At 60.4% G+C, this 13405-nt stretch carries 10 protein-coding genes and 2 tRNA genes; 4 read left to right on the plus strand and 8 right to left on the minus strand.

Annotated elements, in window-relative coordinates; genetic code table 11:
- Positions 1-10: 10 nt before the first annotated feature.
- The 5 genes from JH25_RS15375 to rnr all read right to left on the minus strand — a co-directional run bounded on the left by JH25_RS15375 (position 11) and on the right by rnr (position 5311).
- Complete coding sequence (locus tag JH25_RS15375) at positions 11-904, minus strand: hypothetical protein (RefSeq protein ID WP_005784252.1); 894 nt, start codon at positions 902-904, stop codon at positions 11-13.
- Between the two features lie 36 nt (positions 905-940).
- Complete coding sequence (gene rpsR, locus JH25_RS15370) at positions 941-1171, minus strand: 30S ribosomal protein S18 (RefSeq protein ID WP_002551829.1); 231 nt, start codon at positions 1169-1171, stop codon at positions 941-943.
- Between the two features lie 29 nt (positions 1172-1200).
- Positions 1201-1617, minus strand: coding sequence for a 30S ribosomal protein S6 (rpsF, locus tag JH25_RS15365; RefSeq protein ID WP_005784250.1), 417 nt, complete (start codon positions 1615-1617; stop codon positions 1201-1203).
- Positions 1618-1928: 311 nt separating this feature from the next.
- Positions 1929-2684, minus strand: coding sequence for a 23S rRNA (guanosine(2251)-2'-O)-methyltransferase RlmB (gene rlmB, locus JH25_RS15360; RefSeq protein ID WP_032878190.1), 756 nt, complete (start codon positions 2682-2684; stop codon positions 1929-1931).
- Positions 2681-5311, minus strand: coding sequence for a ribonuclease R (gene rnr, locus JH25_RS15355; RefSeq protein ID WP_032878192.1), 2631 nt, complete (start codon positions 5309-5311; stop codon positions 2681-2683). Before rnr ends, rlmB begins: the two co-directional genes overlap by 4 nt.
- Positions 5312-5537: 226 nt before the next feature.
- Between rnr and JH25_RS15350 the strand changes: the two genes are divergently transcribed.
- From JH25_RS15350 to JH25_RS15335, 4 genes are all read left to right on the plus strand, one after another.
- Positions 5538-5624, plus strand: a tRNA-Leu gene (locus JH25_RS15350).
- Between the two features lie 154 nt (positions 5625-5778).
- Positions 5779-5865 (plus strand) — tRNA-Leu (locus tag JH25_RS15345).
- 145 nt (positions 5866-6010) lie between these two features.
- A complete protein-coding gene (locus JH25_RS15340) occupies positions 6011-7036 on the plus strand; it encodes an iron ABC transporter substrate-binding protein (RefSeq protein WP_032878194.1) in 1026 nt (341 codons plus the stop codon).
- On the plus strand, positions 7036-8589 hold the full coding sequence (locus JH25_RS15335) for an ABC transporter permease (protein ID WP_032878196.1): 1554 nt from the start codon (positions 7036-7038) through the stop codon (positions 8587-8589). Before JH25_RS15340 ends, JH25_RS15335 begins: the two co-directional genes overlap by 1 nt.
- A 112-nt stretch (positions 8590-8701) precedes the next feature.
- Here the strand turns inward: JH25_RS15335 and JH25_RS15330 are convergent, their stop codons facing one another.
- From JH25_RS15330 to JH25_RS15320, 3 genes are all read right to left on the minus strand, one after another.
- A complete protein-coding gene (locus JH25_RS15330) occupies positions 8702-10636 on the minus strand; it encodes a methyl-accepting chemotaxis protein (protein ID WP_032878197.1) in 1935 nt (644 codons plus the stop codon).
- A 139-nt stretch (positions 10637-10775) separates the two neighbouring features.
- On the minus strand, positions 10776-12065 hold the full coding sequence (locus JH25_RS15325; RefSeq protein WP_005784238.1) for an adenylosuccinate synthase: 1290 nt from the start codon (positions 12063-12065) through the stop codon (positions 10776-10778).
- 54 nt (positions 12066-12119) lie between these two features.
- Positions 12120-13307: an ATP phosphoribosyltransferase regulatory subunit gene (locus tag JH25_RS15320; RefSeq protein WP_032878199.1), complete on the minus strand. Its 1188-nt coding sequence runs from the start codon at positions 13305-13307 to the stop codon at positions 12120-12122.
- Positions 13308-13405: the final 98 nt, after the last annotated feature.

Here is a 13405-nt window from a genome sequence, read left to right on the forward strand (position 1 = left end):
CCTCTAACTTTTAACCTTCACCGTTCGCGCTATCGGCATCTTTCGACGCCAGACGTCCGCGAAAATCAATCAGGCCGTCGACAATGGCCAGAACCACGAGTAACGGATAGATCAGCTGCATGAACAGCAACAGCGTGACGTACAACCCCACCAGCCAGAACCTGGCCAGGCGCTTTCGCGCAACCAGCCCGTGAATCAGGGCCAGCCCGGCAAACACCAGCGGTACGCTGCAAATCGGCGCCAGCAAGGCCATCTGTGGACCGAAGTTCGGTCCGACAACCATGCACGCCAGCAGCAACATCGCCGGCCCCGCAGGGATTCTGATACTGCGAAACTCGCGACCAAAACCACCCGGGTTGTACAACAACGCCTGCCAATAACGCCCAAGAATCAGGCTCAGCACGCTGACGACCTGCAACAATGCCGCAATCAGGCCGGTCAGGACCGGGGCAATCAGTGACGCAAACCGCGCTCGCTCATCTACCGACAACTGCTGGTAGAGATCCCCGAGAGCCAGTGGCAGGATCTTGACGATCTCCTGCGACAGCGCCTCGATTTGCGGGCGGAAAGCCGCGCCAAGCATCACTGAGTACACCAACCCCAATGCCACGCTGACCAGCAGCGTACGGACCCAGGACTCACTTGCGCGCAGAACCAACGCAAGGCTCGATGACCCCAGCAGTACCAGAAGTACCCGTGGATCACCCATTTGCAGCCACCAGATCAAGGCCGGCAACAAACCCAGGGCAAGAACGCCAAGGGCGTCCTTCAAACCGCGCCGCAGCAGCACAAGGCAACCTGCGGCAGCACCCAACCAATAAAGCAACGGCAATGCCGCACAGCCAGCCACTACCAGAGTGGCCTGCACGCGACCGCGCATGATGAACTCAGCTAAGGCGCGCATGCATTCAATCCCTTACTACTTGTCGACTGCCCGGTCTCAGCGGCCGTGGCTGTCGGTGTAGGCCAGCAGGGCCAGGAAGCGGGCGCGCTTGATAGCGGTGGCCAGCTGACGCTGATAACGTGCTTTGGTACCGGTGATACGGCTTGGAACGATTTTGCCGGTCTCGGATACGTAAGCTTTCAGAGTGTTGAGATCTTTGTAATCGATCTCTTTCACGTCTTCAGCGGTGAAGCGGCAGAATTTACGACGACGGAAGAAACGTGCCATTTGATAGGCTCCTTAATAAGGTCCGTGGATTACTCGTCAGCGTTATCGCTGTTGTCACTGTCATCAGCGCTATCATCAGCGCCTTCTTCAGGACGGTCGCGACGCTCACGGCGCTCACTGCGGTTTTCTTCAGCCTTGAGCATCTCGGATTGGCCGGTAACGGCTTCTTCGCGACGGATGACCAGGTTACGGATCACTGCATCGTTGTAGCGGAAGTTGTCTTCCAGCTCGGCCAGGGCCTTGCCAGTGCACTCAACGTTCAGCATCACGTAGTGAGCCTTGTGAACATTGTTGATTGCGTAGGCCAGTTGACGACGGCCCCAATCTTCCAGACGGTGGATTTTGCCGCCGTCTTCTTCGATCAGCTTGGTGTAACGCTCAACCATGCCGCCGACTTGCTCGCTTTGATCCGGGTGGACCAAAAAGATGATTTCGTAATGACGCATGAATGCTCCTTACGGGTTGTAGCCTGCCGCTCAAAAACGGTCAGACAAGGAGTGAATGACACTTATGGATCTTGCCGTAGGGGAGGCACATCGGTGCCTGCCAGGAAGGCAAGGGGCGCAATTGTAGAGAAGGGGGAGAAGCGGCGCAAGGTGATTGGTGATTATTTGAACAACTTTCCAAACACCACAAAATTAAATGTGGGAGGGGGCTTGCTCCCGATTGCGAGAGTTCAGTCACATCATCTGTAACTGACCCACCGCTATCGGGAGCAAGCCCCCTCCCACATTTTGGTTCTGTGCCAGGCTCGGGATTACTTCTTGGCTTTGACCTTGACACCACGCTGACGCTGGGCTTCAAACAGGCACACGCCCGTCGCCACCGATACGTTCAGGCTGCTGACGCTACCGGCCATCGGCAAGTGCACCAGATAATCGCAATGCTCACGGGTCAAACGACGCATGCCTTTGCCTTCGGCGCCCATGATCAGGATGGTCGGGCCGGTCAAGTCCTGGTCATAAATGCTGACCTCGGCCTCGCCTGCCGTACCCACGACCCACAGGCCGCGCTGCTGGAGTTTCTCCAGGGTGCGCGCCAGGTTGGTCACGGCCACCAGCGGAATCACTTCTGCCGCGCCGCAAGCCACTTTGCGCACCACCGGCGTCAAGGTTGCAGACTTGTCTTTAGGCACGATCACCGCAAGCGCGCCGGCAGCATCTGCCGAACGCAGGCAGGCGCCGAGGTTGTGCGGGTCGGTCACGCCGTCCAGTACCAGCAACAGAGGCGCGCCTTCGGTACGGTCGAGCAGCTCGTCGAGCATCGCCTCGCCCCATACCTGGCTCGGGCTGACGTCCGCGACCACGCCCTGGTGTACACCTTCAACCCACACGTCCATTTCACGACGCTCGGCCTGGCCGATGGCAACCTTGTTTTGGGTGGCCAGTTCGACCAGCGCCTGCACACGCGGCTCACTGCGGCCTTCGGCCAACCAAACCTGCTTGACCCGCTTGGGGTGATGACGCAGCAGTGCTTCTACGGCGTGCACGCCGTAGATTTTTTCCAGACTCATGACTTGGCCTTAGGTTTGCGCGACCCGCCGCTTTTCGCGGGGGCAGAGCCCGCTTTTGGCGGGCCTTTACGATGTTTACTTGGCTTGCTCGACGGTTTTTCCGCCCCTTGGGACTTTCCCCCAGACGCCGCTTTACCACCACTTTTGGCTTCGTTGAGCAGCTGCTGCTTCAACTCGCGGCTCTTGCGCAGCTCGGCGTTTTTCGCCGCAGCATCGCTTGGGCGGTAGGCTTCAGGAGCCTTTTCCTTGGCGGAAGAGCGACGCCCCGACTTGGCAGGTGCAGGCTCGGCAGCCGTCTTCGCGCCAGTGGCCTTGCCTTTGGAAGCCGGCGCTGCGGTTTCGCTGCCACGCTTTTTGCGGCCAGCCGGCTCAGCGGGCTTGTCAGGCATACCGAAGTCGATCTTGCGTTCGTCCAGATCGACGCGCATGACCTGCACTTCGACGGTATCGCCCAAGCGGAAGCTGCGACCGGTGCGCTCGCCCGCCAGACGGTGGTGCACAGGATCGAAGTGGTAGTAGTCACCCGGCAAGGCGGTGACATGCACCAGGCCCTCGACGTAGATGTCGGTCAGTTCCACGAACAGACCAAAGCCCGTCACAGCAGTGATCACGCCCGGGAACGATTCGCCCACGCGATCCTTCATGAACTCGCACTTGAGCCAGTTCACTACGTCGCGGGTGGCTTCGTCGGCGCGGCGCTCGCTCATGGAGCACTGCTCGCCCAACTGCTCCAGGGCCGCCTCGTCGTACGGATAGATCCGCGCCTTCGGAATGGTCATGGCACCGGCGCGCTTGACGTGCGGGGTGTTCTGCCTGGAGTGGATCACGCTGCGGATCGCCCGGTGCGTGAGCAAATCCGGGTAACGACGGATCGGCGACGTGAAGTGGGTGTACGCCTCGTAGTTGAGGCCAAAGTGGCCCTGGTTATCGGCGCTGTACACCGCCTGGCTCAGGGAACGCAGCATCACGGTCTGAATCACGTGGTAATCCGGACGATCCTTGATGCTGGCCAGCAGAGCCTGGTAATCCTTGGGCGTCGGGCCGTCCTTGCCTTTATGCAGGGACAGGCCAAGCTCACCAAGGAAGGCGCGCAGTTTTTCCAGACGTTCCGGCGGCGGGCCGTCGTGGACGCGGTACAGCGCGGGAATTTCGTGCTTCTTCAGGAACTCGGCAGTGGCCACGTTGGCCGCCAGCATGCATTCCTCAATCAACTTGTGCGCGTCGTTACGGGTGGTCGGGGTGATAGCGGCGATCTTGCGCTCGGAACCGAAAACAATCCGGGTTTCCTGGGTTTCAAAATCGATCGCGCCACGGGTATGACGGGCGCCCAGCAACACCTTGTACAGCGAGTACAACTGCTTGAGGTGCGGAACCACGCCAGCGTATTCGGTACGCAGGGCCTTGGCTTCGCTGGTCTTCGGTGTTTCCAGAATGGTGCTGACCTTGTTGTAGGTCAGACGCGCCTGGGAGTGGATCACCGCTTCGTAGAACTGGTAGTCGGTCATTTCGCCGGTTTTGGAGATGGTCATCTCGCACACCATGGCCAAACGGTCGACTTTCGGGTTCAGGGAGCACAAGCCGTTGGACAGCTGCTCAGGCAGCATCGGGATCACGCGCTCAGGGAAGTACACGGAGTTGCCGCGCACCTGGGCTTCGTTATCCAGGGCCGAACCGATCTTCACGTAGCTGGACACGTCGGCAATCGCGACGTACAGCTTCCAGCCGCCGGAGAACAGGCGCAGCTTGCCAGGCTTGGCTTCGCAGTAGACCGCATCGTCGAAGTCGCGGGCATCTTCGCCGTCAATGGTGACGAACGGCAGATGACGCAGGTCGATCCGTTTTTCTTTGTCTTTCTCTTCGACTTCCGGCTTGAGCTTGGCGGCTTCCTTGAGCACGGCATCAGGCCAGACGTGAGGAATATCGTAGGTGCGCAGCGCAACGTCGATTTCCATGCCGGGCGCCATGTAGTTGCCGACCACTTCAACGATATCGCCCTGGGGCTGGAAGCGCGCCGTTGGCCAATGGGTGATTTTCACCTCGACGAACTGGCCGACCTTGGCGGCACCGTTGCGGCCGGGGGTGATCAGCACTTCCTGCTGGACCTTCGGGTTATCCGGAACCACAAAGCCGATGCCGCCTTCTTCGAAGTAACGGCCGACGATGGACTCGTGGGCACGGGACACCACTTCGACGATCACGCCTTCGCGACGACCGCGACGGTCCAGACCGGAAACCCGCGCCAGGGCGCGGTCGCCATCGAACACCAGGCGCATTTGCGCCGGGCTCATGAACAGATCGTCACTGCCGTCATCCGGGATCAGGAAGCCGAAACCGTCACGATGGCCGGCAATGCGGCCCAGGATCAGGTCGAGCTTGTCTACCGGCGCGTAAGTGCCACGACGGGTGTAGATCAATTGAGCATCGCGCTCCATCGCACGCAGACGGCGGCGCAGGGCTTCGAGCTGGTCTTCGGTGGTCAGACCGAATTCTTCGACCAACTGCTCGCGGCTAGCAGGCGAACCACGATCGGCGAGGTGCGCCAGGATCAGTTCGCGGCTAGGAATAGGGTTTTCATATTTTTCCGCTTCACGAGCGGCCTCGGGATCGAGGGACTGCCAATCGGCCATTAGAGAGTTTTCACCTTGTCTATATGTGGGTTAGTTTGGCATACGCGTATTGAAACGGGAAATTTCAGGTATCAACAAGCGTTTAAAAGACCTTTACGCCCCCCCACCGCGCACCTTGCACGACCACTGGCGAAATTTTCCAGGGTTTTTTCATGGCAGGGGTTTACAGCTCAAATATCGCTCCGTATAGTGCGCGCCATCGACGACGGCAACGTTGTCAGATAATGCCCAGGTGGTGAAATTGGTAGACACGCCAGCTTCAGGTGCTGGTGATCGCAAGGTCGTGGAAGTTCGAGTCTTCTCCTGGGCACCAAATTCAGATCAAACCCGCGAAAGCGGGTTTTTTCGTTTCAGACCTTTGATTTTTAACGGAAAAATTGATTTATATTTTTCGAATCAGGGGTTTACAGATCAAAAAGCCCGCCGTATAGTTCGCCCCATCAACAGCGGCAACGTTGTTAGATAATGCCCAGGTGGTGAAATTGGTAGACACGCCAGCTTCAGGTGCTGGTGATCGCAAGGTCGTGGAAGTTCGAGTCTTCTCCTGGGCACCAAATTCAGATCAAACCCGCGAAAGCGGGTTTTTTCGTTTCTGACGCTCGAAAAACTCCCCAGCGATTTCCCCCCCTCGTCCGCACTTGAGAAGTTTTATCGTTTATCCTTGCAATGATTTGTTGCATATAGCGAGGAACACTTCGGATGATGATCCGCGATAACCGTCTCAAAACATCCCTTCTGCGCGGCCTGAGCCTCACCCTGCTCAGCCTGACCCTGCTCTCGCCCGCCGCCTATTCTGCCGACAAGATCGCCCTGACCTTGTACAACGGCCAACACAAGGAAGTCGGCGATGAACTCGCCAAAGCCTTTGAAGCCAAGACCGGCATTCACGTCAACGTGCGCAAAGGCAGCAGCAATCAGTTGGCCAGCCAGGTCGTCGAAGAAGGTGACCGCTCCCCCGCCGACGTGATCTATACCGAAGAATCGCCGCCGCTGAACAAACTCGGCGAGCAAGGCTTGCTGGCGAAGATCGATGCCAGCACCCTCGACGTGCTGCCCAAGGATTACGTCGGTCGTAATGGTGACTGGATGGGCGTGACTGCACGCACCCGCGTGGTGGCGTTCAATCCAAAACTGATTGCTGAAAAGGACCTGCCCAAATCCGTCCTGGATTTCGCCGGCCCCGAGTGGCAAGGCAAGGTTGGCTTCGTGCCCACCAGCGGTGCCTTCCAGGAACAAGCCGTGGCGATCATCAAACTGCACGGTCGCGAAGCCGCCGAAGAGTGGCTGACCGGCCTGCGCGCCTTCGGCAAGGTGTACAGCAACAATATGGTCGCCCTCAAGGCCGTTGAAAATGGCGAAGTGGCCACCGTGCTGGTGAACAACTATTACTGGTTTGCCCTGAAAAAGGAAAAAACCAACCTGGACTCCCAACTGCACTACTTCACCGATGGCGATGCTGGCGGCCTGATCACCGTATCCTCCGCTGCCGCACTGAAATCCAGCAAACACCCCAAAGAAGCTCAGCAACTGCTGGCATTCATGGCCAGTGAAGAAGGCCAGCGCGTGATCACCAACACCTCGGCCGAGTACCCGCTGCGCAAGGGCATGCAATCCAACCGTGGCCTCAAGCCCTTCAGCGAGCTGCAGCCGCCGAAAGTCACCCCAGCCGACCTTGGCAACGCCGAAGAAGCCCTGGAACTGGAACGTGACGTTGGCTTGAACTGATGACCGCATCGCTAACGGCCGGGGCATTCAGCCCACGGCGCAAACGGCCGTCGATCTGGCTGTTGCTGCCAGTACTGCTGCTAGTGGGCCTGAGCCTGCTGCCGCTGGCGTATGTCGGGCTCAAGGCCTGGCAAGCGGGCTGGGCAGAGGCGGTGCATCTGCTGTGGCGGCCTTATGTGTTTGGCCTGCTGCGCAACACCCTCGCACTGATGGTCGGCGTGACCGTGACCTGTGGTGTGATCGGCCTGTCCCTGGCTTGGCTGCTGGAACGCAGCAACCTGCCGGGACGAAGGATCTGGGGCGTAATCCTGTGCCTGCCGTTTGCGGTACCTGCGTTTGTCAGCAGCTTTACCTGGGTGTCCCTGAGCGCGAGTTTCGAAGGGCTCGGTGGCGCGATTCTGGTGATGAGTCTGTCCAAGTACCCGCTGGTATTTCTACCGGTGGCAGCAACCTTGCGCAACCTTGACCCGTCCCTGGAAGAGTCCGCGCGCACCCTGGGACTGAATCGCTGGGGCGTGTTCTTTCGCGTCACCTTACCGCTGCTATGGCCGTCGCTATTGGCCGGGGCACTCCTGATAGCCCTGCACATGCTGGTGGAGTTCGGGGCCTTGTCGATCATCGGCCTGCAAACCTTTACCACCGCGATCTACCAGCAATTCGAACTGGAATTCAGCAACGCCAATGCCGCGATGCTCTCGGCGGTGTTGCTGGTGATGTGCCTGACCTTGCTGTGGCTGGAGTTGCGCGTGCGTGGCAAAGGCCGACACGTGCGCATTGGCCAGGGCGCGGCGCGACATGCCGAGCAGGTCCGGCTGGGCAAGTGGGCACCATTGGGGCAGGTGTATTGCCTGGCGCTGGCGATCATTGGCAGCGGCATTCCACTGGGGATGCTCGGTTATTGGTTGGCCGTCGGATCTTCCGCCGCGTTTCCACTGGCTGAAATTGGCGAGGCGTTGCTCTCCTCACTTGCCTTGTCGCTGGGAGGCGCGGCGTTGTGCCTGGTACTGGCGGTGCCCGTAGGTTTGCTGGTGGTGCGCTACAAAGGCCAGTTGGCACTGTGGGCCGAACGCCTGCCTTACCTGCTACACGCCCTGCCCGGCCTGGTGATTGCACTGACACTGGTGTATTTCGCGCTGCATTACGTGCCCGCGCTGTACCAGACCTCGGCGTTGTTGCTGATCGCTTATGCGTTGCTGTTTTTGCCATTGGCCCAGGCGCCGATTCGTACGGCCTTGAACAAAGCGGCACCACAACTGGAGGAGGCGGCGCGCACGTTGGGCGCTTCGTCGTTCAGTGCGTTTTGCCGAGTGACGTTGCCGATTATCTTCCCGGCGTTAGGGGCGGCATTTGCGCTGGTGTTTCTGGATGCGATGAAGGAATTGACGGCGACTTTGCTTCTGAGCCCGACCGGGTTGAATACCTTGGCGACGGCCGTGTGGGCGCATACTTCGAATGTGGAGTTTGCGGCGGCGGCACCGTATGCAGCGTTGTTGATATTGGTGTCGGGGTTGCCGGTGTATCTACTTACGACTCGGATGTATCTGAGTCGCTGAGACCGCTATCGGGGGCAAGTCGAATCGTCGCACCGCCCCTCCCACATTTGAATGTGTTCGCAAATCAAGTGTGGGAGGGGGCTTGCTCCCGATGAGGCCGGTATGGACACCACTAAGCCCGGAACTGCCCCAGGCTCGCCTTCAACTGCGCCGCCAACCCATCCAGCACCTTGCCACTGGCCGTCGTCTCCACCACAGCCTGCGCCGCACGCTCGGCCTGGGCATGGATCACTTCCACCCGCCCACGCACCGCATGGGCGCCCTGAGCCTGGTGCTCAGCCGCACGCGTCGCCAGACCAATCGCGGCGTGCACCTGCTCCACCGACGCTTGTACTGTCTGCTGCAAACGCACACTGTCGCGCAACACCAGCAAGCCCTCATTGGCCTGGCGGCCAGCCTTGCCGATTGTTTCCACCGCCTCACGCGCGCCCTGTTGCAACGCCACGATATGCGCCTGGATGTCGCCGGTAGAGCTTTGGGTCTTGCTGGCCAGCGCACGCACTTCGTCCGCCACCACCGCAAAGCCACGTCCAGTCTCGCCCGCCCGCGCCGCTTCGATAGCCGCATTCAGGGCAAGCAAATTGGTTTGCTCGGCGATACCGTGGATCACGGTTAGCACGACTTCGATCTGCTCGCTTTGCTGCGCCAGCCGCTCAATCACCTGGGAGCCAGCCTGCACCTGCCCCGCCAACGCCTCGATCAAGCTGCCGACCTCAGCCGAGGTGCGCGAGTTCTCATCCGTGGCCTGGCGAATATCCACCACCTGCTGCAAGGCCGCTTGCATGGCGTGACTTTCGGCCTGGGCCTCGTCAGCCATTTGCGAAAGTGCGCGCAAGCTCTCTGCAACCTCGTCGCGCTGCAAACCCGCTGCCGCGTCGGCGCCCGCGTTACGCAATGTCATGGCGCCGATTTCCACACCGGTACGCTGGGCCACATCGCCCGCCTCACGCACGATGGGCTGCAACTTATCCACAAAGCGATTGACCGCCGAAGCCATATCACCGATTTCGTCCTTGCTGTTGATCTGCACACGCTTGGTGAGGTCGCCCTCGCCTGCCGCCAGGTCGTCCATGGCGGCAATAAGCAGCTTGAGACGATTGACCACGCGCCGGCCCAACACAACAGCGAGCAACAGCAATACGCCAAGCCCCACCAATGCCAGGCCCATGCCGATACGCCAACGCAGGGCGCCCGCCGCTTCTTGCACGGCGCTGGAGGTGTTTGCAGTCATTTGGGTGGCAGTTGCCTGTGCCGACTGCAGCCTGGCGCCCATGGCGCTGGCACTATCAGCCGCCGCCCCCTGGAGGCTATCGCCCACCAGTTGATCACCGCTGGCGATCAGCGCGGCAAAGCGCTTATCCAACGCTTGCAGGTCGGCCTCAACCGCAGCGGTCGACACGCCCATGCGCACCTTGCCGATTTCCACACCATTTGGGCTGATGGAGGCTTCGACGTAGTACACCGACGGGTCTGTCTTGGCCGCGTTCAGCACTTTATCGAGGGCACGCTCACCCGCACCCTTTGCCAGCAACGCCTGGTTGATCGGGTTATCACGGTTCAGATAACGCGTCAGGTGCTCACCCGCGGCGTCGTCATACACGACGAACAACACGTTGGGATTGCGTTGGGCACGCCGGGCAAATTCCGAGAGTGTTGGCACATCGCTGTCCCACATGGCGCGGGGCGCGACCGAGGCCAGCAACTGCGCCATGTCATTGGCGGAGTCCTTCAGGTCTTTTTCCAGGGTCGCACGCAGTTGCTTCTGCTCTTCCTGCAGACGCGTGGAAAGCCCGGCTGTCAGGCGCTGGCGCGTGCTGGAGGACAAGCTGTCGAGGCTGGACGTGACCTCCTTGCCGGCCTGGGCCAATTCGCCAGACAGTTTCTGACTATCGATGCCCAGACGATTACCCAAATCAGCTTCCAGCGCGGTCACGGTGCTCCGCGTCAGCGCGACGGCAACCAGCACTTGCACCAAAAGGGCGATACCAAGGGTAACGAACACCGGCCGCAACAGACGGCTTTGTAACAACGAGAGAACGGCAGACACTGGAAACCCCTCCACCACGGGTGCCACTAATTTGATAGCACCTCGAAAGAGGGAAACACAGCAAGGGTCGTGCCGTTTGCCAGGCAGAAACGACAAAGGGCTCCCGAAGGAGCCCTTTGCTTTTTACATCAACAATTTATTAAGCGAACGGGTGACGCAGAACGATGGTCTCGTTGCGGTCCGGGCCGGTCGAAATAATGTCGATCGGTGCACCGATCAGCTCTTCCACACGCTTGATGTAAGCGCGGGCGTTGGCTGGCAGTTCTTCCAGGGTCTTGGCGCCCACGGTCGATTCGGTCCAACCTGGCACTTCTTCGTACACAGGCTGCAGGCCCACGTAGCTGTCAGCGTCGGTCGGGGCAACGTCGTTGCCTTGCGCGTCTTTGTAGCCGACGCAGATGTTGATGGCTTCCAGGCCGTCGAGTACGTCCAGCTTGGTCAGGCAAATGCCCGAAATGCTGTTCACATCGATAGCGCGACGCAGGATAACGGCGTCGAACCAACCGCAACGACGAGCACGGCCAGTGGTGGCGCCGAATTCGTGACCTTGCTTGGCCAGGTGCGCGCCAACGTCGTCGAACAGCTCAGTCGGGAACGGACCCGAGCCTACACGGGTGGTGTAAGCCTTGGTGATGCCCAGGATGTAGTCCAGGAACATCGGACCAACGCCTGAACCTGTGGCAACGCCGCCAGCAGTGGTGTTGGAGCTGGTCACGTACGGGTAGGTGCCGTGGTCGATGTCCAGCAACGAGCCCTGGGCGCCTTCGAACATGATGTCTTTGCCGGCGCGACGCAGGTCGTGCAGCTCGGCGGTCACGTCCAGCATCAGCGGCTTGAGCAGCTCTGCGTATTCCTTGCACTCGGCCAGGGTCTTGTCGAACTCGATGGCAGGCTCTTTGTAGTAACCCACCAGCATGAAGTTGTGGTAATCCACCAGTTCACGCAGCTTGTCTTCAAAGCGCGGCATGTTGAGCAGGTCGCCCACACGCAGGCCACGACGCGCAACCTTGTCTTCATAGGCCGGGCCGATGCCGCGACCGGTAGTGCCGATCTTCAGCTCGCCACGGGCCTTTTCACGGGCCTGGTCCAGTGCAACGTGGAAGGACAGGATCAGCGGGCAGGACGGGCTGATGCGCAGGCGCTCGCGCACCGGTACGCCTTTCTCTTCCAGCTTGGTGATCTCGCGCAGCAAGGCGTCAGGTGCAACTACCACGCCGTTGCCGATCAGGCACTGCACGCCTTCGCGCAGTACGCCCGACGGAATCAGGTGCAAGACGGTTTTTTCGCCATCGATGACCAGGGTGTGGCCAGCGTTGTGGCCACCCTGGTAGCGCACTACGGCGGCAGCATGTTCGGTCAGCAGATCAACGATCTTGCCTTTGCCCTCATCACCCCATTGGGTGCCCAGGACTACGACATTCTTACCCATAACACTTGTCCTCATTCGCGCAAACTTGGTGCCGGCGATGGCCGGCAGGAAAACTCAAGAAGCCAGTGGCGATACTTGCCAAAGCCCGTTCTGCTGAATCAATTGCCGGTCGCAGTCCGCTTCACGGGCGGCGGCCAATGGCTGCCCAGGCAAGGCCTGGACCACACGCTGACCCTCACTGCGTAACTGGCAAACCTGCTGCCAGAGCGCCGCGTCCGTACTGTCGGGCATCCAGATGCCACCAGACGGCAGCTCGACCTCAGCACGCCCCAGGGTCACCAGGGTTTTCAAATCGGTGGAAAAACCAGTGGCCGGACGCGCGCGACCGAAGTCGGCGCCGATATCGTCGTAACGACCACCTTGGGCGATGGCCTGGCCAACACCCGGGACAAATACCGCGAACACCACACCGGTGTGGTAGTGGTAGCCGCGCAACTCGCCCAGATCAAAATACAGCGGCAGCTGCGGGAACCGCGCCGACAAGCGTTCGGCAATCGCCAGCACGTCATCCAGTGCCGCCAATACCGGCGCCGGCGCATTGGCCAGGCGCTCACGCGCAGCCACCAGCACTTCACGACCACCGCACAGGTCCACCAGCGCACGCAGCATACCGGCCAGTTCAGCCGGCACACCCTCGGTCAGGGCGATCACTTCGTCGATCGCCTTGCGCTGCAGGGCATCGAACAACTGTTGCTCCACCTCACCGGACAAGCCGGCCGCACGGGCCAGGCCACGATAGATACCGACGTGGCCCAGGTCCATGTGGACATCCGGCACGTCAGCCAGTTGCAGCATGGCCAGCATCAGGCTGATCACTTCAACGTCGCTGCTCGGGCTGGCATCGCCGTACAACTCGGCACCCAACTGGATCGGGCTGCGCGAAGACGACAAGGCTCGCGGTTGGGCATGCAACACGCTGCCGGCGTAGCACAGGCGGCTCGGACCTTCGCGGCGCAGGGTGTGCGCGTCGATGCGCGCCACTTGCGGCGTGATGTCGGCACGGAACCCCATTTGCCGGCCCGATTGCGGGTCGATCACCTTGAAGGTGCGCAGATCCAGGTCCTGGCCCGCGCCGGTCAGCAGGGATTCCAGGTACTCGATATGGGGAGTCACGACAAACTCGTAACCCCAGCTCTGGAACAGATCCAACACCTGGCGACGCGCTACTTCAATGCGCGCAGCTTCTGGTGGCAGTACTTCTTCGATGCCATCTGGCAGCAGCCAGCGGTCTACCGTTGCCATTACGCCATTCCCCTTTGATCCGGGCGGCCAGCCCTCGGCCGAGCCTTGAGTGAAGCAGAAAATACCCGCCTCCTGCATAAACCACGCGCAAGAGCGAC

It is taken from the genome of Pseudomonas sp. BRG-100, from assembly GCF_000737955.1.
Taxonomy (GTDB): domain Bacteria; phylum Pseudomonadota; class Gammaproteobacteria; order Pseudomonadales; family Pseudomonadaceae; genus Aquipseudomonas; species Aquipseudomonas synxantha_A.